18 protein-coding genes are annotated in these 19,119 nt (G+C 61.6%); 5 read left to right on the top strand and 13 right to left on the bottom strand.

Translation table 11 applies throughout. The annotated features are described in order from the left end of the window. Positions 1-89: 89 nt before the first annotated feature. The 10 genes from ACIPV6_RS19235 to ACIPV6_RS19280 form a co-directional block, all read right to left on the bottom strand. Positions 90-518, bottom strand: a complete 429-nt coding sequence (locus tag ACIPV6_RS19235; RefSeq protein ID WP_400272418.1) for a universal stress protein — start codon at positions 516-518, stop codon at positions 90-92. Between the two features lie 48 nt (positions 519-566). Further along, positions 567-878 carry a hypothetical protein gene (locus tag ACIPV6_RS19240; RefSeq protein WP_400272419.1) on the bottom strand — a complete coding sequence of 104 codons (312 nt, stop codon included), beginning with the start codon at positions 876-878 and terminating at the stop codon, positions 567-569. A gap of 45 nt (positions 879-923) precedes the next feature. Beyond that, positions 924-1,688: a fumarylacetoacetate hydrolase family protein gene (locus ACIPV6_RS19245; protein WP_400272420.1), complete on the bottom strand. Its 765-nt coding sequence runs from the start codon at positions 1,686-1,688 to the stop codon at positions 924-926. 69 nt (positions 1,689-1,757) lie between these two features. Beyond that, positions 1,758-3,365, bottom strand: coding sequence for an ABC transporter substrate-binding protein (locus ACIPV6_RS19250; protein ID WP_400272421.1), 1,608 nt, complete (start codon positions 3,363-3,365; stop codon positions 1,758-1,760). Between the two features lie 67 nt (positions 3,366-3,432). Next, positions 3,433-4,029: an RraA family protein gene (locus ACIPV6_RS19255; RefSeq protein ID WP_400272422.1), complete on the bottom strand. Its 597-nt coding sequence runs from the start codon at positions 4,027-4,029 to the stop codon at positions 3,433-3,435. Next, a complete protein-coding gene (locus ACIPV6_RS19260; RefSeq protein ID WP_400272423.1) occupies positions 4,026-5,090 on the bottom strand; it encodes an ABC transporter ATP-binding protein in 1,065 nt (354 codons plus the stop codon). Before ACIPV6_RS19260 ends, ACIPV6_RS19255 begins: the two co-directional genes overlap by 4 nt. Beyond that, positions 5,087-7,057 (bottom strand): dipeptide/oligopeptide/nickel ABC transporter permease/ATP-binding protein, encoded by a 1,971-nt coding sequence (locus ACIPV6_RS19265; RefSeq protein WP_400272424.1) that lies wholly within the window; start codon positions 7,055-7,057, stop codon positions 5,087-5,089. Before ACIPV6_RS19265 ends, ACIPV6_RS19260 begins: the two co-directional genes overlap by 4 nt. Before the next feature lie 35 nt (positions 7,058-7,092). After that, complete coding sequence (locus tag ACIPV6_RS19270; RefSeq protein ID WP_400272425.1) at positions 7,093-8,010, bottom strand: ABC transporter permease; 918 nt, start codon at positions 8,008-8,010, stop codon at positions 7,093-7,095. 64 nt (positions 8,011-8,074) lie between these two features. Next, positions 8,075-9,682, bottom strand: coding sequence for an ABC transporter substrate-binding protein (locus ACIPV6_RS19275; RefSeq protein WP_400272426.1), 1,608 nt, complete (start codon positions 9,680-9,682; stop codon positions 8,075-8,077). Beyond that, positions 9,679-10,593, bottom strand: a complete 915-nt coding sequence (locus ACIPV6_RS19280; RefSeq protein ID WP_400272427.1) for a MurR/RpiR family transcriptional regulator — start codon at positions 10,591-10,593, stop codon at positions 9,679-9,681. Before ACIPV6_RS19280 ends, ACIPV6_RS19275 begins: the two co-directional genes overlap by 4 nt. 328 nt (positions 10,594-10,921) lie before the next feature. On the opposite strand from ACIPV6_RS19280, the gene ACIPV6_RS19285 reads away from it, so the two are divergent. The 5 genes from ACIPV6_RS19285 to ACIPV6_RS19305 are packed head-to-tail and all read left to right on the top strand — an operon-like array spanning position 10,922 to position 15,658. After that, positions 10,922-11,272, top strand: coding sequence for a VOC family protein (locus ACIPV6_RS19285; protein ID WP_400272428.1), 351 nt, complete (start codon positions 10,922-10,924; stop codon positions 11,270-11,272). Between the two features lie 34 nt (positions 11,273-11,306). Continuing rightward, positions 11,307-12,302, top strand: a complete 996-nt coding sequence (locus tag ACIPV6_RS19290) for an amidohydrolase family protein (RefSeq protein WP_400272429.1) — start codon at positions 11,307-11,309, stop codon at positions 12,300-12,302. Next, entirely contained in the window at positions 12,299-12,814 is a 516-nt protein-coding gene (gene rraA / locus ACIPV6_RS19295) for a ribonuclease E activity regulator RraA (protein ID WP_400272430.1), read from the top strand. The genes ACIPV6_RS19290 and rraA overlap by 4 nt, the downstream gene beginning before the upstream one ends. Positions 12,815-12,848: 34 nt before the next feature. Further along, positions 12,849-14,468 (top strand): hypothetical protein, encoded by a 1,620-nt coding sequence (locus tag ACIPV6_RS19300; protein WP_400272431.1) that lies wholly within the window; start codon positions 12,849-12,851, stop codon positions 14,466-14,468. Next, positions 14,465-15,658, top strand: a complete 1,194-nt coding sequence (locus ACIPV6_RS19305) for an MFS transporter (RefSeq protein WP_400272432.1) — start codon at positions 14,465-14,467, stop codon at positions 15,656-15,658. Before ACIPV6_RS19300 ends, ACIPV6_RS19305 begins: the two co-directional genes overlap by 4 nt. Before the next feature lie 234 nt (positions 15,659-15,892). Here ACIPV6_RS19305 and ACIPV6_RS19310 read toward each other — a convergent pair whose 3' ends face one another. From ACIPV6_RS19310 to ACIPV6_RS19320, 3 genes are read right to left on the bottom strand one after another with little or no spacing between them, the layout of a single operon-like run. Continuing rightward, entirely contained in the window at positions 15,893-17,410 is a 1,518-nt protein-coding gene (locus ACIPV6_RS19310; protein WP_400272433.1) for a tripartite tricarboxylate transporter permease, read from the bottom strand. Positions 17,411-17,418: 8 nt separating this feature from the next. Further along, entirely contained in the window at positions 17,419-18,024 is a 606-nt protein-coding gene (locus ACIPV6_RS19315) for a tripartite tricarboxylate transporter TctB family protein (RefSeq protein ID WP_400272434.1), read from the bottom strand. Next, positions 18,021-18,920 (bottom strand): MurR/RpiR family transcriptional regulator, encoded by a 900-nt coding sequence (locus ACIPV6_RS19320; RefSeq protein ID WP_400272435.1) that lies wholly within the window; start codon positions 18,918-18,920, stop codon positions 18,021-18,023. The genes ACIPV6_RS19315 and ACIPV6_RS19320 overlap by 4 nt, the downstream gene beginning before the upstream one ends. Between the last annotated feature and the right edge of the window lie 199 nt (positions 18,921-19,119).

Below are 19,119 nucleotides of genomic sequence, written 5' to 3' on the forward strand. Positions count from 1 at the left end.
CGTGCCCATGTGCAGTTGTTGTGCCAGTAACGGCCGCGTGGGCGGGACAGTTCCAGGCTGCAAGACCTCGGGGCCTGCAGCCGAGATGTCTAGCTGCTGTAATACGTGTTGACGATGTAGACGTCGCATGAGGCGTTGTGCGCCACGGTGTTGGCCACGCTGCCCAAGACCCGTCCGATGCCTTGCATGCGGCGGTTACCGACGACGATCATGCGTGCATCCAGGCGGTTCGCTTCGCTGATGAGAGCCTCGGCGGGCTTTCCGTGGGCAGCGGAAAAGGTGACTTCGAGATTGGTGGCAAGCCCTTTTGCGGTAGACCTTGCGATATTGGTGGCGCCGTCCGCATCGGAGGCGATCCACTGGTCGCTGCCGCTTCCGTACACTTCGGCTCCGTCCTGGTCGAAGGCGGACACCACGTGCAGGGCGGCGTTCATTGCAAGCGCCAGGTTCCGGGCGGTTTCCGCCGCTTTTTGGGCCGTTGGGCTTCCGTCTACTCCAACGACAACAATTTCATTCATTGGGCTTTTTTCCTTCGCATTCTGGCGTGGCGGTGGGGGGACAGTGGGCTACGTTCCCGATGGAATCCAGCCCCGGACAATTGCGCTGACGTCTTCACGGAGGAACATCGTTCGCCCCATGGCGTCATGCCGTTGGATCCACACGGCGGAGCCGTCGGGCATCACGCCGTCAACCCAGCCGGATGCCAGGACCTTCTCGCCCCGGTACAACCAGACCTGCTCGCCCTGGGCAAGGATCGACCAGTCACCCGTGAGAACGTAGGCCCCGAGTTCTGCCCTCCGCGCCGCGGAATGCGTTGCTATGCCCAGCGGGGTCATCGAATCTCCCAAGGTGATGGATGGTGGAAAATCTACACGCAAGTTTCTTGTTCCTTTGATTGATTCTGCAATTATCTTGCATGCGGGTCAAATGATTCTGACGGCGGGGAAGGTCGGCGTCAGTTCGTGGTCCTGCGCGAACTGCGCCGGCGCAGGGCGCACTTTGCCGATGCTGAAAGCAAAGCTTGCAACGCCGTGGACGCCGCCGGAGAGAACGTCGCCGGGATGGACGGCACCGACTCCTGCGGGCGTTCCCGTGAAGATGAGGTCACCGGGCAGCAAGGTGATGGATTGGGAAGCGAAGGAGACTATTTCCTCGACGGACCAGATCATGTCTGCGATGTTGGCCTCTTGACGAATGTCGCCGTTCACGGCCAACCAAATGCGCCCCTGATTCAGTTGTTGGGTGAAGGGGACGATAGGGGTCAGCGGTGCGGATTGATCGAAAGCTTTGCCCCAGTCCCAAGGCCTGCGCATTTCTTTGGCCTCGTTTTGCAGATCACGGCGTGTAAGGTCAACCCCCACGGAATACCCATAGATGCATGCACTGGCTTCCTCAGGAGTGACCCCAGAGGCCCTAGTTCCTATGGCCACCACAAGCTCCACTTCGTGGTGCAGGTCGGTCGTCAGCGGAGGATAGGCGATCGTCCCCGAAGCAGGGGCGACCGAATCGCCCGGCTTGGTGAAGAAAAACGGGGGTTCCCGGTCGGGGTTGGCTCCCATCTCCCTGGCATGCTCTGCGTAGTTGCGGCCCACGCACAGCACACGTCGGACCGGCCACAGGATGTCGGAACCCCTCACGGGCACGGTCGGGCGGGGCAGCGGGGTGACGGCGAATCTGTTTTGGCTCACGATTGGGTGTCCTGGTCTGGAGGGTTGGCGGGTCGGCTGGGGGAGAACCCCGCAGCCGACCCGTATTGTTTAGTTCTTCTTGGCGCGGGCTTCGGCGAGGGGGAGGAACATGTCACCGCGGGGGGTGATGTCGACTCGGTCGGAGATGACGTACTCGTCTGTTACCTGCGTCAGGGGAAGCATGGGGACTTCCTCGGTGTAGTACTTCTTCCACAGGGCTTCCATGGCTGTCTTGCGAGGTTCTCCGGTCAGTTTCTTTGCGGCGTTCAGCTCCCGCTCGAAGTCGGCGTCGCAGTACACGGAGAACCTTCCTTTGCATTCAAGGATGGTGCCGGCCGGTTGAGACAGGTCGAACAGTTCGCTGGAGGTTCTGGCCAGGAAGAGCCATCCTCGGTCTTGGGGGATGTCCTCGATGGTTTTGCCTTCGAAGGTCTGACGGTATTGGGCCAGTCCTTCGGTTTCTGTTTCTGCGGCTACTTTCGCGTTGAGTCCGGCCGCTTTGAGGTTGGTCGCGATTGTTTGGGCTATGTCGTCCACGTTGGGGAACATGTCGACCCGGTACTTGATGGACAGTGGCGTTGAGATGTTTACGCCGTCGGCGGCTGCCTCCTTGACGAGGTTTGCTGCCTTTTGAGGGTCGTATGGGAAGTCGACGTCGTTGCTGAACCCGGCCATGGCGGGTGCGCCAGGGTTGTTGGCGGCCCTTGTGTTGGGGGTGACGAACGCTTTCGCGATGCCGTCACGGTCAATTGCGTAGGCAATGGCTTGTCGGATCCGGGGGTCGGCCAATGTGGTCTGGTGGTATTGGTCGATGCGCAGGTATCGGATGCCGTTGGAGACGATTTCAACGCATTTGGCCCCGTCCTGGGCGCTGGTGCGGCACTGGTCGTCGGTGACTCCCAGGGCGATGTCGGCTTCGCCGGTCTGTACCTTTTGGGCGCGGACCTGGTTTTCCTGCAGGAAGGACCATTCGACGGTGTCGAACATGCCCGGTGCTGCCTGCCATGAGCTTGGGTAAAGCTTCAGTTTGAGGTTCTGTCCCGGGGCCCAGGAGACGAATTCGTAAGGTCCGGTTCCGGTGGGATGTGTGGGGAGGGTGTTGGGGGATTTGGCGATTTGGGTGGGGGAGGCCAGTGGCAGCATCGTCATGCGCGCTTCGAAGAGTGGGTCTGGTTTGCCCAGTTCGACGCCGAGTGTCTTCTCGTCGATGGGCCGGAAGCGGGCCTCGCCGGAGACGTAGTTGCTCGAGTAGCTGAGTTTGGGGTTCCAGATGTACGTCAGGGATGCGGCTGCCGTTTCGGCGTTGAACGGAGTTCCGTCGTGCCAGGTGACGCCTTCGCGCAGTGTGAATTCCCAGTGTGTTTCGTCGATGGCCTTCCACTCCGTGGCCAGCAGGGGTTCGATCTCACTGGTCTTGGTGTTGCGGTTCAACAGCGGCTGGAACACGTTCCGCATCACGGGGACTGCGTGCGAGGCCGCACCGGCTTCATTGGGCTCCAGGCTGGCGAGTTCGGTAGTCCCCGCGATGACGATGTTCCCCCCACCGCCCGGTGGCCCGTCAGAGGGCCAGTCGAACCCGGTTGTGGCCTGCGTCGATTGAGTGCTGCAGCCGGTAATGGTGCCGGCGGCGAGCAGCGCGATCGTTGCCAGGGCAACGTGGATTCTGTGCATCTTCATTGAGGTCATCGTCCGTTCGTTCCAAGGTGGCCGTGGTTGGGTTCTCTCCGGGCAGTGGGAGGAAGCTTTAGAAGGCTTCGCGCTTCAGTTCCTCCTTCTTGAACACGGCCTCGGCCTTTTCGAGGATTTCCTCGGCGCGTGCCAGCGGGATGACGACAACTCCGTCGTCGTCGCCAAGGATGATGTCGCCGGGGGAAACTGCCACGTTGCCGCAGGCGATGGGTTCGTTGAGCCGGCCGGGACCGCTCTTGTAGGGTCCGGCCGGGGTGACGCCGCGGGCGAAGACCGGGAAGCCGAGGTCTTTCAGACCTTCAGCGTCGCGAACCATGCCGTCGACGACGAACCCGCGGATTCCACGCTTCTGGGCCTTGTTGCCCATCATTTCGCCCAAGAGCGCACGGGTGGTGTCACCCTCGCCGTTGATGACAATGACGTCGCCTTCAGCGGCAGCCGCGATTGCGTCGTGGATGGCGATGTTGTCGCCGGCCCTGGTCCAGACGGTGTAGGCGGTGCCGATGACGCGCGCCCCGGCCCAGACGGGGCCGATGTGTGCCAGTGCACCGAGCCGGTCCATGGCGTCGCCGACGTTGGCTGCGGGGATGTTACGGAAGCGCTCGACGAGTTCAGCGGCAGTGAGCCGGGTGGTTTCAATGGTCTCGGTCATGATGGGTCCTTTACTTGGGTTGGGTTGTTGCCGGGCTCGGCAGCAACGGGATTAGGGGGCGTGCTGTCGGGGAAGTGGCAGGCGACTGGCTGCAGTCCGTGGCTTACCAGGGGAGGACGGTCTGTGCTGCAGACGTCCTGTGCCTTCCAGCAGCGGGTACGGAAGGGGCAGCCGCTGGGAATGTTCCGGGGGCTTGGAACTTCGCCTTGCAGTACGAGCTGGCGTTCGGTGCTGGGTTGGTGGAAACTCGGGGCGGCAGACAGCAGGGCCTGGGTGTAGGGGTGTTGCGGGTTGCCGTATACGGATTCCGTCGGTCCCGTTTCGACCACCCTGCCCAGGTACATGACGGCGATTTCGGTTGCCAGGCTGCGCACCACTGCCAAGTCGTGGGTGATGAAGATCATCGCCATGCCGGTGCGGGTCTGCAGCTCGCGGAGGAGTTCAACGATCTGCGCCTGTACGGAGACATCGAGCGCGGAAACCGGCTCGTCGAGGACGAGGATTTTTGGTCGCAGGGCGAGGGCGCGGGCGAGGCCGATCCTTTGGCGTTGGCCGCCGGAGAGGGAACGGACGGTGGAGGAAGCCAGCGCCGGGTCCAGGCCTACGAGTTCGAGGGTCTTCTCGGCGGTGGGACGCCATTGGTTCTTGGGCAGGAAGCCTTTGTGAACGGACCACGGTTCGCTCAACAGTTCGAAGATGGTCATGCGGGGATCCAGGGAGGTGTATGGGTCCTGGAAGACCATTTGCAGTTTCCGGGCCCGTTCGAGGCGTTCTGCCCGGTGCGTTGAAAACGCGCTCAGACCATCGATCGAGCCTTCCCCGCTGGTCGGTGACTCCAGCCCGGCCAGCAACCGGGCGAGGGTGCTTTTGCCGCACCCGGATTCCCCCACGATGCCCAGGGTGGTTCCGGGCCGGACCTGCAGGTCAACACCGGCCACCGCCTGAACGATGCCCTTTTTGGAGGATCGGGACCTCTTGACTTTGAATTTCTTGGTGAGGTTCCGGACGTCCAGGGCCGGCTGCGCCGGTCCTGTGTTCTGTGTTTGTGCAGTTGCGGTCATTCCGACACGACCTCCTCGGCGAAGTGGCACGCGCTGGACCGGACGGGTGTCAGCTGCAGTTGGTTCGGCCGGATTTCCCGGCAGATGTCCTGTGCGTGTTCGCAGCGTGGGTTGAAGGGGCACCCGGTGGGAACCCGCGTTGGGCTTGGGGGAGAGCCCGGTATGGGCTTCAGGCGTTCACTGGTGACCATGACATCCGGCGTCGCCGCCAGAAGCTGCTTCGTGTAGGGGTGCGCTGGTTGGCTGATGACGTTCCTAACCGGCCCGGATTCCATGACACGCCCGGCGTACATGACCACGACCCTGTCTGCGCTTTCTGCCACCAACGACAGGTCATGGGTGATGAGGATGATGCTCATCCCCGTTGATTTCCTCAGTTCCAGGAGCAGTTTCACAATCTGCGCCTGAACTGTCACGTCCAGCGCCGTCGTGGGTTCGTCGGCGATAAGGACAGCCGGCGAGTTTGCGATTGCCATGGCGATCAGGACGCGTTGGCGCATACCACCAGAAAACTGGTGCGGATAGTCATCGAGCCGGGCAACCGGATCGGGAATGCCCACCTTCCGCAGCAGTTCCACTGCCTGTTCGCGGGCCTGCTTCCGGGAGACGCCTTCCTGGTGGGCCTGGATGACCTCGATCAGGTGGGTGGCGATCGTCGCAGATGGGTTCAGGGCTGCCAGGGCGTCCTGCTGCACCATGGAAATACCGGCGCCGTAAATCTCCCGGCGCTTCTTCTCCGGAAGCGTCAGCAGGTCCACCCCGCCGTAGTCGATGGCCCCGCGGCGGATGCGGGCCTGGGGACGTTCCAGAATCCCCATGATTGCCCGTGCGGTAACGCTCTTTCCGGACCCGGACTCACCGACGATGGCCAGTACTTCGGCCTTCCCGATGCCCCAGGAAACACCTCGCACCGCCTTGGCGGTGCCACGGTCGGTGGCGAAGTCCACGAACAGGTCCCGGACTTCCAAAATGGCGTTCGTGGTGCTGTTCGCGCCGTGTTCGCCGTCCTGCCTCGGTTGTTCAGGGGCCTCCTCGGGGTCGAATTGGACGGCGGCTTTGCGGGTGGCTTTGGCCAGGTTTCGGGAGCGCTGGTCAAGGTCCAGGTTGTTGCGGAGCCAGACGGCGATCAGGTTTACCGAGAGGGTCGTGAGGAAAATGGCCAGACCCGGGATCACGACGAGCCACCAGGCCGAGGCCAAGGTTTCACGGCCCTTGGATACCAGCTGTCCCCACGATGTTTCAGGAGGCTGGACACCCAGGCCCAGGAAGTCCAGACCGGCGGCACTGAGCATCAACGCCGCTACTTCGAGGGTCCCGAGGACCAACACCGAAGTGAACAGGTTGGGGGCGATGTGGCGGGCAATGATGCGCATGTTGGAGCCGCCAATGACCTTCGCGGAGTCAACGAACGCCAATTCACGCAGTTCCAAAGCGAGTCCTCGGGCGACCCTGGCGATGCCTGTCCAGGCACCCAGGGCGAGCACGATGATCAGGACGCCAACGCTGGATCCCATGCTTGCCAGAATCAGGATGGCCAGCAACAGCGAGGGAAATGCCATCTGGAATTCGGTGATGCGCAGAAGAACGGCATCGACCTTTCCACCCATGTAGCCTGCGACGGCACCGACGGTCAGGCCGACCAGCAGGCCCAGCGCGGCCGCAGTCAGTGCCGGGAAAACGGTGGCACCGGTACCGGCGATCATTTGCATGAGGTAATCGCGTCCGAGCGCGTCTGTTCCCAGGAGGTGAAAATGCCCTGCCGCATCGGTGGAGAAGGGCGGCTTCAGCCGGTTGACGAGAACGGAGTCCTGCCAACCTGACGGAAGGATCACTTCACGGAAAGCGATGGCCACGATGACCAACAGCACCCAAAGGCAGCTTCCAATGACCAGGGGGTCCCTGAGCCCGGACCTGACGAGCAGTCGCAGCGGCGTTCCAGGGCTCTTGGCGGGGGTTACAGCGGACACGGCTGGCGGAGTTTCGGGTGCCGTCACCATCGACGTCATTGGAGCCTCACTCGGGGGTTGATTCGGAGGTAGGCGAGATCGACCAGCAGTGTCAGGATGACGATCAGGCTGGCGGTTACAAATATCGCCGCTTGGATAAGGGGCAGGTCCCCTTGCTGAATGGCCTGCAGGATGAGCAACCCGACGCCGGGCCAGCCGAAGACAACCTCGGCGATGACCGCACCGTTGACCAGGGCGATCAACATGCCTGATGCAACCGTGAAGATCGGGATCAGCGCGTTCCTGAGCGCGTAGCGGGTCATGACTCGGGCCGGCGACAACCCTCTGGCACGCGCGGCGGAGACGAAGCTCGAGGATAGCTGTTCAGAGACGCTGGTCCGGGTGACCTGGGCCAAGGTTCCGATCTGCAAGGTGGCGAGAGTCACTGCGGGCAGGACGATGTTGGCCGGCGAGCCGTACCCGGATGTCGGGAGCAGTCGCAGCGTCACGGCGAACAAGAGGATCAGCATCAAGGCCAGCCAGAAGGAGACCAGGGAACTCCCAACGATCGAGAAGAAGTTGATGATGCGTTCCAGAACACTGCCTTGGTAGTAGGCGGCCAGGACGCCGAGCGTAATTCCGATCGGCACAATGATGGCGATCGTTGCCAATGCCAGCAGCATCGTCGCTGGAAGCCGGGAAACAACCAGGCCGAGGGCCGGTTGTTGCTGCCAGAACGAGTCGCCAAAGGATCCTTGGGCTGCCGTGGCAACGAAATTCCAGTATTGGACCAGGATGGGCTGGTCCAGGCCCAGCCGCTCTCTGACGGCTTCGATTTGTTCTGAGTTTGCGGTGTCGCCGAGTACCAGCTGAACAGGGTCACCCAGAAGCTGGGTGACGAAGAAGATGGCAGTGAGTACAAGGAAGATGACGGCGAAAGCCGAGAGGAGTCGTTTGATCACATACGAAGTCATGGAAGGGCCTTCCGGGGTGGCCGGCGCCCCCACCTACTTGGGGAGATGGGGGCGCCGAGTCGGTTCAGTTGCCGGCGGTCTTGGGTCCGCGGGCTTCCGTGAGAGGAAGGAACGTATCCGAGGTGGGCTGGATCTTCGCCCGGTCGGAGATGACGAAGTTGTTTGCCGTCTGGCCGATGGGCAGGAACGGCACATCCTTCTCGTAGAGCGAGGACCAGAGATCAGCAAAGGCCTTCTGCCGTTCGTCACCGACCAGCTGGTTCGCCTTCTTGTACGCAGCCTCGAACTCTTGGTCGCAGGTGACGGAGAACTTGCCCTTGCAGGTCAACAGGGTGTCTGCCGGCTGTGAGAAGTCAAAGAGATCGTTCGTGGTGGTCGCCAGGAAGATCCACCCGCGGTCTGCTGGTATCTTCTCGATCGTGTTGCCTTCGAAGTTCTGCCGGTACTGTGCCAGGCCTTCGGCGTCGGTCATGGCCTCGACCTTTGCGTTCAGGCCAATGGCGTTCAGATTGGTCGCCACGGTCTGAGCCATGTCATCGATGTTCGGGAAGAAGCCGACACGGTACTTGATGGTCAGCGGCAGCCCGGTGTTGATGCCGTCGGCTTTCGCGTCCGCTACCAGCTTCTTGGCAGCATCCACGTCGTAATTGAAGCTCTTGACGTCCTTGTCGAAGCCCACCATGCCTTCGGGGCCTGCGTTGTCGAGTACCTTGCCGTCTTTGTTGATGAAGGCGGAGACGATTCCCGGACGGTCCACACCCATGGCGATCGCTTGGCGGATCCGTTCGTCGGCGAGGACGGTCTGGTTGTACTGGTCCGGGCGCAGGAACCGGAACCCGGTCGCCTGAACGGAGAGGCAATGCGCGCCGCTGGTCGCGGCACCTTCACATTGTTCCGGCGTCACACCGACGGCGACGTCGGCCTCGCCCGTTTGCACGAGCTGGGCGCGTACCTGGCTCTCGGTCCGGAAGGTCCAGTCGACCTTGTCAAACATGCCGGGGTGAAGGTTGAAGTACTTCGTGTTCAGTTCGAGCTTCACTCCGGAGCCCGGGGTAAAGGAGACAAACTTGTAGGGGCCGGTTCCGATCATCTTCTCGGGCAAAGTCTGCGGTGCGGTTTCGATCTGCACCGGGGAAGCCAGCGGCATGACCGTCATTTTGGCGGGAATGAGGGAATCCGGTGCGGTAAGTTCCATGCCGAGCGTGTATTCGTCAATGGCCGAGAACTTGACGGGGGCGCCAACAAAGTTCCCTGCGTATGGGACCTTCTTGTCCCAGATGTACGTCAGTGACTTCGCCGCATTCGCCGCATTCAGAGGTGTGTCATCGTGCCAGACAACATCTTTGCGGAGCTTGAAAACCCAGTGCAGGTTGTCAGGGGAGGACCACTCGGTGGCGAGGAGCGGCTCGATTTCGTTGGTTTGGGTGTTCCGGGTCAGGAGCCCCTGGAGTACATTGCGCAGGACGGGGAAGGCGTGGCCTGCAGTGCCGGCTTCGCCCGGCTCAAGACTGGAAAGCTCGGCGTTGCTGACGACGGTGAGGGTGCCGCCGCCACCGGGTGTCCCCTGATCGGGCCAGGCAGCCTGATCAGTGTTGCCGCTGCCTGCCTGACAGCCTGTCAGGGCCAGCGCTGCTACCAGCAGCGCTGCAGATATTCTCCCGAGTCTCTTCATTGAGGTTCTCCAATCTGTTCTGGTTCTTCCGGGTCGCGCTCTCCGAAGTTGGGAATGTGGTCGTAGTCGCGCGTGATGTGGTTCAGGCGGCTTGAGGCAGCAAGCCGTACTATTTCGCTGGACACCGTCCTGGCCCGATCCGGCCTCTGGTCCGCCATGGCGAACTGGATGGCGTAGCTGACAACGGTGATTGCCGCCATGACGCCGTGATCGGAATGCCGCCGGGGGACGGGTAGGACAACTTCGGGCAGGGATTCCTCAAAGAGGGATGCCTGGTCGGTGACCAGAATGCCCCGGATGCCCCTGGCGCGCAGGGTCGTGATCAACGGGGCAAGCGCAGCATATTCCTCGTTGAAGCCATAGATCAGGACAGCGTCACCTTCCGCGAGGAGGGCGCTTCGTTCGACCGCCTCGCCGCCTCCCTGATCCGAATGAATGGCCGCGACACCCAGCAGGCTGAGCTTCCTCGTCATGAATACCGCGGGGGCACCCATGAGTCCACGGCCAATGACCAGTACCCGCTGGGCAGTCCACAGAATCTCAGCAGCGGTCTCGATAGTGGACTGCTCGATGATCCGCGGCAGATCCGATAGCAGCTCAATCTGCGCCTTAACAACTGCAGCCAGCGACGGGTCACGCTCGGTCTTGGCCCTGCTGGACCTGGCTCCCGCCATATCAACTTGACGTTCGAAGTCAGCGATCAACCCGGCGCGGAGACTGGGGAACCCGTCGTAGCCAAGTTTTTGCGCGAAGCGAACGACGGTGGATTCATGGACGTTCGCCGCCGCGGCCAGCTGGGCAGCCGTCAGGCCGGCGGCACCAAATGATGTCGTTAGAAGGGTGTTGCCAATGCGCCGGTCTGATTCTGTCAGGCTGCCGGCCTTGCTTTGCAAAGCATCGCTGAATCGCATTTGAGGCTCCGTTGGGTCGAAATGTAAGGACCTGCAAAACATACCTTGCCTGCAATCGGCCTTGCATCGTGTAAGCCACTCTGCAGGATTATGTGATCTGTGTCAATAGTCGAATTCTTTGTATCTCATTGAAAAATGCTTGCTATTACTGAGAACTTTGAACCGAAGCCGCCTTGCCGCGCTGGGCCACTTTCTTGCAAAGTTGTTGACAGTCTGCATGTTTATCTGCAAGAGTCAGTACAGAGCGCAGGACGACGGGCCATCCGGCACCGCACCGGCTCCCAGCGCCTGGTCTATAGGCATTCCCGCAAAGTCAAAGGAGATTCCCATGCTCACTCGCGTCGATCACATCGACATCAAAGTCCCCAATCTTGAAGAGACTGTTGGGTTCTTCACCTCCATCGGCTTCGAAGTTCTCCGCCGTATGGAGGATCGTGGCTCTGTAGAAGTGGCCCTGCCGGGCGAGAACCAGGTGATGTTCGAAATCCGCCAGGACAACAAGCTTGAGGCGAGCAAGATCGACCACATTGCCTTCGCTGTCGATGACCCCGACGCCACCATCGAGCTGATCAAGAACGCCGGTGTCACTTTCTCCCGTGAACACCACCCCACACCGACCGGCCGGACCGTCAGCAACTTTGTCGACGTTGCCGGCGGCAAGTGGCAGCTCGCCGAATAACGTCGCTCGACCTCCTAAGAAAGGCCACATTCAAGTGATCATCGAATCCCACGCCCACTTCACCACGGCGCCTCAGGCTTTGGACGCGTACCGCGGCCGGCAGCTGTCCCAGCGCAACCGACCCACCAAGGGCCGTCCGCTCAAGATTTCAGACCAGGAACTTGCCGATTCGCTGCAGGGTCACCTTGAGCGGATGGAAAAGCACAACATCGACCGCATGATCTTCTCCCCACGCGCCTCCGGCATGGGACACGAGGTCGGCGATTTCAAGATGAGCCTGTACTGGGCGCAGACAAACAACGATCTGATCGCACGGGTCTGCGAAATGTTCCCGGACAAATTCATTGGTGCAGCCCAGCTTCCGCAGTCCCCTGGGGTCAAGCCCAAGCATTGGATCGACGAAGTCGAGCGGGTTGTTCTCGAACTGGGCTTCGTGGGTGTGAACATCAACGCCGATATTTCCGGTGGCGGTCAGCCCTTCACCCCCAAATTGAGTGACCAGTGGTGGAACCCGCTCTGGGAAGCCATGATCGACCTGCGGGTCCCCGGTTTGATGCACGCAACATCGTGCGTGAACCCTGCGCTGCACCTCAACGGTTCCCACTACACCAACCACGACTCCATGGCGTTCTTCGAACTCGCCTGGTCCGACCTCTTGGACCGCTACCCGGACCTGAAACTCGTCGTCCCCCACGGCGGCGGATCCTGGCCGTTCCACTACAACCGCCACCGTTCGCTCCACCTCGGGACGAACCGGATGCCGTTCGAGGAAGCCATCAAGCGCATCTACGTCGACACCGCGATCTACGACCGCGACTCCATGGATATGTTGCTGCGCAAGATGCCGATCGACAACATCCTCTTCGCCACGGAACCGTTCGGGACCTCCAAGCACATCGACCCCGAAACCGGCACCACGTTCGATGACACCGCCCATTTCATCACCGAGAACACCACCCTCAGCGACGCCGACAAGGAGAAGATCTTCTCCGGCAACGCACTGAACGTCTACCCAAGGATCAAGCTGTGACGACCATCGCTTCCGCCACCACCATTGACTTCGCAACCTCCGATCTCTGCGACAAGAACGACAACGTCGGAGTCATCACACCCAACCTCCTCCAGGATTTCGGCGGCATCTCCAAGTTCGCCGGCCCTGCACTGACCGTGAAGGTCTTCGAAGACAACGCACCTATCCGCGAACTGGTGCTGACACCTGGGGAAGGCCGCGTCCTGGTTGTCGACGGCGCCGGCTCCACCAGGGCATCGCTGCTGGGCGGCAACTTGGCCAAACGCGCCGCTGACAGCGGATGGGCCGGGCTCGTCATCCATGGCTGCGTCCGGGACATCGCAGAGCTCTCCGCAACACCCATCGGGATCCGCGCCGTAGGCCTGTTCCCGCGCAAGACCGAACGCAACCTGCACAGCGGCCGCGTGGGCGGGCCGATCGAGATCAGCGGCGTCACCATCAACGAGGGTGACTGGGTTTACGCGGACGCGGACGGCATCGTGATCTCGCCTGCCGCCGCGCACGCCAACTAAAGGAATCCCGACCAACTCCCAGGAGGAGAAGCACATGCTCTTGATTACTCCCGACCAGAAGTTGCCGCTCAGGCCCAAGGGCCCGCAACTGTTCGTCGATTACCGAAACATCAGCGTCGGAGACATTAACTGGGTAGACCCGGCCACCGTCGGCACCGGGGAAAAGCCCAAGAAGATGTCCCAATGGGGACCGGCACTTCCGGAGCCTGTGGCAGTGGCCGACACCCCCTTCGGCATCCGCATCGAAGCCGAAAAGGCCCACCTGATCGGCCCGATCTTCCCCACGGACAAGCCTTGGGAACAGGCTTATCTGATGTACGTGAACAACGTCATCGTCCATGAAGGCAAGTACAAGATGTGGTACACCGTTGTGCCGCCGGACCACCACGACACTCCCGACCTGAAATGGCACTGGGACGTGGGCTGGGTACTTTGCTATGCAGAATCCGAAGACGGCCTGAATTGGCACAAGCCCGAACTCGGTCTCCAAGACTACAAGGGAGAGCCGACCAACTGGGTGTACGGGCGTGAACTCAGCCCCAACCACTTCGCCAGCGGCGCGGTGTTCCTCGACGAGACTGCACCGCCGGAGGAACGCTTCAAGCTCATCTACCGGGCCGAAGAGAAATACGATGATCCTGCTGGCTTCCTGGCACGGCAGAAGGAACGCTTCGGCGAAGACATGGACCCCAAGTCCACCAAGGGCAAGCCGGGCAAGGAGGGCACCTTTGCCACCACTGCCGGCGCGGTTTCAGCAGATGGCATCCACTGGAAGGCACTGCCTGAGCCCCTGGTCATGTACTGCTCTGATCAGATGAACACCGCCTTCTGGGACGAGAAGATCCAGAAGTACGTCAGCTACTTCCGCATGCAGCGCGCTGGACGTCGCTCGGCCGGGCGCACGGAGACCTCGGACTTCAAAACCTGGTCAACGCCCTATCCGGTGCTGGAAGTACCGCTCACGGCACACCCGGCCTCCGACATCATGCACTGCCCGGTCCAGAAGTACCCGGGAACTGATGACGTCTACCTGATGTACGCGACCATGTTCAACATCAACACCAACAACCGCGACATCGCCTTGGCCGTCAGCTCCGACGGGCTGTACTGGAACTGGTCGCCGGGGAACCGCATCGCTTCCCCGAACGATGGAACCAGCGAGTTCGAGTACGACGACCTCGAAGCCGGTTACGGCATCGTTGACCTGCCGGGTGACCGCATCGGCATCCCGATTGTCGGCTACGAGAAGCCGTACAAGTACCCCCGTTTCGGCCGCCCCAAGCTCGGCATCCCAGGCTACGCAACGTGGAAGAAGGACAGGGTCTCGGCCGTAGTCGCTGATGACCGTGGCCAGTTCACCACGCACAGCCTCGTGGTCACCGGCAACGAACTGTCCATCAACTTCAAGACCCAGGGATCCGCGGGATCCGTCCGGATTGAAGCCTTGGACGCCAAGGGCAACGTCATCCCGGGCTTCTCCCTGGACGACGCGCCCCTGCTTTCCGGTGATGAACTTGCGCGGAAGGTGACTTGGCGCGGCGGCGACATCGCTGATCTCGCCGGGCAGACCGTGCAGCTCCGGTTCAACCTGCACCTGGCAAAGATCTATGCCTTCGAGTTCAAATCGGAAGCCCAAACGGCCCTCACCCAGTGAGAGACCACCAGCGGCCGGTAGGGCTCTGGGTTCAGGCGGCACTCGGCCAAGCAGCTTGGCAGGGTGCCCGCCTGATCATGAGCTACCAGACGCTGGCCATCACGGGCGACGCGTTTTTCCTTGGACTGCAATCCTCCGCGTTCGCCCTCGCAGGGCTGCTCATCGCGCTCCCGACCGGTCGCATCGCCGACCGGTTCGGGAGCGCGGTCGTGCGCTCTGCAGGCCTCTTCATCGCCCTTGCCGGAACCGCCATCGCACTCCTGTTCCCCGTACCCGTCGGGCTACTCACCGCCGCGATCCTCCTGGGCGCCGGCCACATCGGGCTTCTTGTAGGGCAGCAATGCTTCGCGGCCCGGCTGACCGCTGCCGGGAAATCCGACACGGCATTCGGTGCGCTCACCGCGGCCGCATCCATGGGCCAGCTCTTCGGGCCACCACTGGTCACCACTTTCGCCGCCGTATCAGCGTCCACAACGCATCCCAACACCACATTGGGGTTGCTGGTGTGCTTGGGGTTCCTGGTGCTGGCGATTCGGTCTGTCCTGACCATGAACGGGCGGGAGAAAAAGATGGCGCCGGTGAAGGGGACTGCGACAGGTAAAGCGTCCATTCCCGTCCATGCAGTGATGCGGGTGCCGGGAATGTGGCAGTCCCTCGTCGTCAGTGGTGCCGTGCTGGTTTCCGTTGACCTGTTGGCCTCCTTCCTGCCCCTATGGGCCGTTGAGCGCGGCGTTCCTGCAACGGTTGTGGGACTGCTGCTCGCATCGCGGGCCGTCTTCACCGTCTCAAGCCGGTTTGGCATGTCGCGGCTTCTGGACGTCTTCGGCCGGCAGAAAGTACTCACAGCCGCCATTGGTGTAGCCGTTATCGCCCTCGGCGCCCTGCCGCTGGCGAACCAGTGGTGGGCGTTTCCGCTGATGTGCCTGATCGGTGTGGGTCTTGGGCTGCCGCAACCGTTGACGATGGCGTGGGTTGTGTCCCTGGCGCCAAAGAGAGCACGCGGCGCCGCGCTGGGGCTGCGCATGACGTCCAACCGCCTCGCCCAGGTGTCCATCCCTTTGGCGGTCGGTGCCGTCGCGGGCCCTGCGGGGGTAGGAGCCGTTTTCTGGAGCACTGCGGCGTTCCTGGCGGGGGCAGCAGCACTGTCCATGGCCGCCAGGCACAAGGACGAAGAACCGCCTACGGACTAGCGCACTTTGCCAGTGCCTGCACGACCAAGCAGCGGGGCCCGGTAAGCAATCACTTGCTTACCGGGCCCCGCTGTCTGGTGTGTTCCACGGGATCGGTGTTCCGCCGTGCTTTTGATGCCTTGGCCCGGCCCTTGCCGGTGCGTGTGGCAGGGAAACCGGGCCATATGGAAAGGGAGGCTGCCGACGGGCTGTCCGTCTGCAGCCTCCCAGTACAGGAGCGCATCAGTGATGCGGTTAGGCAGCTACCTTGGTTCGCTTCATCTTTTCGCGGGTCTTGACGATCCACGGCAGGTACAGGGACTTGGTCGCGGCCAGAACCAGGACCACGCCTGTGGTGATGAGCAGGCCCATGGCGATGCCGCTGTTGCTGAAAATCGAGAAGGTACCTTCAGAGATCTGCAGGGACGTGTTCAGGGAGCGCTCCATGATCGGTCCCAACACCAACGTCAGAGCAATGGGAGCCAGCGGGACCTCGATTTTGCGAAGGACATAGCCGAGCAGGCCGGCACCCAGCATCACGAAGACGTTAAAGACACTGCCGTCCAGGCTGTAAGCGCCAACGATCATGAATGCGATGACGAACGCGTACAGGATCGGGTACGGGGTCTTCAGGAACAGGATCCAGACACGGACCAGGGGCAGGTTGAGGATCAGCAGGATGATGTTGCCGACGACCAACGAGGCGATGATTCCCCAGGCGACGTCGGGGTTGTTCGCGAACAGGAGAGGACCGGGGGTCAGCCCGTTGACGATGAACGCGCCCATGAGGATCGCCATCGTCGCGGAGGTTGGAATTCCCAGGGTGAACATGGGGATCATGCCGGAAATCGCGTTGGCGTTGTTGGCCGATTCCGGGGCGGCGACACCCTCGATGGCGCCCTTGCCGAATCGTTCCGGCGTTTTGGAGAGCTTGGTTTCCATCACATAGGCGCCAAACGAGGCCACTGCACCTGGTGATCCGGGCAACAGGCCGGTGCCGAACCCAAGCAGCGAGCCACGCAGGATCGGCAGGGCCGAGGCACGGAATTCTTTCCGTGAGGGCATGATCTTGCCAACCTTGATCGGTTCGTCATCGGGCCTGATCCGCCGTTCGATGCTCATGAACAGTTCGGAAAGGCCGAAAATGCCCATGATGATCGGCACGAAGTTCAAGCCGTCAAAAAGTTCCAGGCTGCCGAAGGTGTAGCGGGCCACGCCGTTGACGGGATCCAGCCCGACAACACCGAGCAGGAGGCCGATGACGGCACTGACGAGGGCTTTGACGATGGAACCGCTGGCAAGGCCCACCACCAGGGTCAGGCCCAGCAGCGTCAACGCGAAGAACTCGGCAGGACCAAAGCTCAGGGCGAGCTGGCTCAACGGGGCGGCGGCGACAAAGCCGAGAACACCGATGAGACCGCCGATGAACGAGCCGATGGCGGCGATGGCAAGGGCGGGACCAGCCCTGCCTTGTTTGGCCATTTGGTACCCGTCGATCGTGGTCGCGACCGAGGACGTTTCACCGGGAACGTTGATCAGCACCGCTGTGACGGTTCCCCCGTAAGCTGCGCCGTAGAGGATGGCGGCCAGCATGATGATGGCCGTGACGGGATCCAAAGCGAAGGTCACCGGCAGCAGCAGTGCGGTCGCTGCGGCGGGACCGAAGCCCGGGAGGACACCCACCAGCATGCCCAGGACGCAACCGATCAGGGCGAAGAGCAGATTGGTGGGGGACAGGACTGTGATGAAGCCATTGAGTAAGGCATCAAACATGGTGGCTCCTAGAGTCCGAGCTGTTCAAGGAAAGGAATGCCGGAGACAGGGAGCAAGACGCCCAGGCCCAGGTCAAAGAGTGTGAAGGTGCCAAAGGCCATGCCGGCCGAAAGAACCAAGGTGAGCCACCACTTCGTTCGTGCAACGAAGGTGAGGATCGTGGCCATGGCCAACAGCATGGTCAACTGATAGCCCAGAACGTTGACCAGGAGAGCGAAACCGATGATCACCGCAACGGTGAGGACCACCTTCAGCCGGCCCGGCCTGTCTGCATCGGACGGTTCTTCTTCCCTGGAGACCCTGCCCGCAAGACACTGCACCAGCCAGACCAGAGAGAGCAGGACGAGGACGAACCCGATGGCCAGCGGAAATACGCCAGCCCCAGGCTTTGATGTGGTGCCGTAGCCAAAACCCGAAGACGAGATGATGACGTAGATACCAAGTGCTGCTGCCGCGCAGGCGCCGATCAGATTTCCGGTCCACAAATTCCGTCCCACCACCCGCCGGAGACGTTGGGTTGGTTCAAGTCCCAGCGAATGCTCGGCGGCTGCCTCGGCCTCACCGAGCGTGTGGGAGGGCGTCGCTTGAGCTGTCACGCCGTTTTGATTGCTCATTTCTTGATCTCACTCTGGGGGACGGGGGAGGTGTGGTTCATGCGGGGGCGGAGCTTCCGGCGGGTTTCAGGTTCGATAACCCGGTTCAGGTCATCGACACTGCTCAACGCTGCTTCGCACCGTTCCGGGGCAAGGTGGTACATCGACAGCTGCAGTGCGTAGCACACCAGATGCGGTACGACCTGGGTCCGGAAATCCTCGTCCAGGCCGCGAGGGGCAAGCAGGAGTTTCGTCGGGGACGGGTCCAATGCCAGGCCGTGGACATCGGTCAGAACAATGGAGGTCGCTCCTCGTTCCTGTGCCTTGCTGAGAAGGGGCAGCAATCCGGCGGGTTCCCGGCGAAGGGCGAACGCGAAGATCAGGTCACCGGAACCCAGGGAACTGGCCCGTTCGGCCAGTTCCCTGCTGTCGGCGGCAAGCGGTGATGTCCGGAATCCCAGCAGCCGCAGCCTACGGTCAAGGAAAGTGACCAAAGGGATTGCATAGTGGTTTCCGTAAATGAAGATGTGGTTGGCGTCCAGAAGCAATTGTGCGGCCTCGTCCAGGCTGGCCTGGGACAGGTGATCAGGAAGCCTCATCAGCGCCTGCGCCTCGGCAACCACCAGCGAACCGAGGTCGTACTTGCGCTCATCATTCAACTTCACGAGTCTGGATTTGCCATCGTTGAGTTCCCGGACATCGGCGCGCATGGCATCACGCATTTCCGAATAACCGGCATAGCCCAGCTTCTGGGCCAGCCTGACAACGGTGGACTCGTGAACCTGTGCCATCGAGGCCACGCTGGCCGCCGGAAGGAAGGCCGCCTCACGGATGTCACGCATCAGGATGTCCACGATCTTGCGGTCCGATTCGGTCAGCGTTCTCGTGTTCTCCAGAACGGTTTTACGGAGTCCCATCAACCTGACCTCTCTGTCACGGTTACTTGCAGTGCTATCTGAGTTTGCAAGTTCAATCCTGCAAAGTCAACCCGCATTGGCCGCTGATTACAGGGATTTTTAGATCCCAAGCTTGCAGCTATTGACTTTATTGCAATTTTCCATGCACTCTTGCAGTAGGTCGCATGCAGCTTGGAGCCTCAGGTAGACAGTGGCATGC

Source organism: Paenarthrobacter sp. NPDC089988, from assembly GCF_044748465.1.
Taxonomy (GTDB): domain Bacteria; phylum Actinomycetota; class Actinomycetes; order Actinomycetales; family Micrococcaceae; genus Arthrobacter.

Coding starts and splice junctions, on each gene's coding strand:
- ACIPV6_RS19310 (WP_400272433.1), bottom strand. CDS start 17,410: ATGTTTGATGCCTTACTCAATGGCTTCATCACAGTCCTGTCCCCCACC.
- ACIPV6_RS19270 (WP_400272425.1), bottom strand. CDS start 8,010: ATGACTTCGTATGTGATCAAACGACTCCTCTCGGCTTTCGCCGTCATC.
- ACIPV6_RS19235 (WP_400272418.1), bottom strand. CDS start 518: ATGAATGAAATTGTTGTCGTTGGAGTAGACGGAAGCCCAACGGCCCAA.
- ACIPV6_RS19320 (WP_400272435.1), bottom strand. CDS start 18,920: ATGGGACTCCGTAAAACCGTTCTGGAGAACACGAGAACGCTGACCGAA.
- ACIPV6_RS19250 (WP_400272421.1), bottom strand. CDS start 3,365: ATGAAGATGCACAGAATCCACGTTGCCCTGGCAACGATCGCGCTGCTC.
- ACIPV6_RS19315 (WP_400272434.1), bottom strand. CDS start 18,024: ATGAGCAATCAAAACGGCGTGACAGCTCAAGCGACGCCCTCCCACACG.
- ACIPV6_RS19275 (WP_400272426.1), bottom strand. CDS start 9,682: ATGAAGAGACTCGGGAGAATATCTGCAGCGCTGCTGGTAGCAGCGCTG.
- ACIPV6_RS19285 (WP_400272428.1), top strand. CDS start 10,922: ATGCTCACTCGCGTCGATCACATCGACATCAAAGTCCCCAATCTTGAA.
- ACIPV6_RS19280 (WP_400272427.1), bottom strand. CDS start 10,593: ATGCGATTCAGCGATGCTTTGCAAAGCAAGGCCGGCAGCCTGACAGAA.
- ACIPV6_RS19255 (WP_400272422.1), bottom strand. CDS start 4,029: ATGACCGAGACCATTGAAACCACCCGGCTCACTGCCGCTGAACTCGTC.
- ACIPV6_RS19260 (WP_400272423.1), bottom strand. CDS start 5,090: ATGACCGCAACTGCACAAACACAGAACACAGGACCGGCGCAGCCGGCC.
- ACIPV6_RS19300 (WP_400272431.1), top strand. CDS start 12,849: ATGCTCTTGATTACTCCCGACCAGAAGTTGCCGCTCAGGCCCAAGGGC.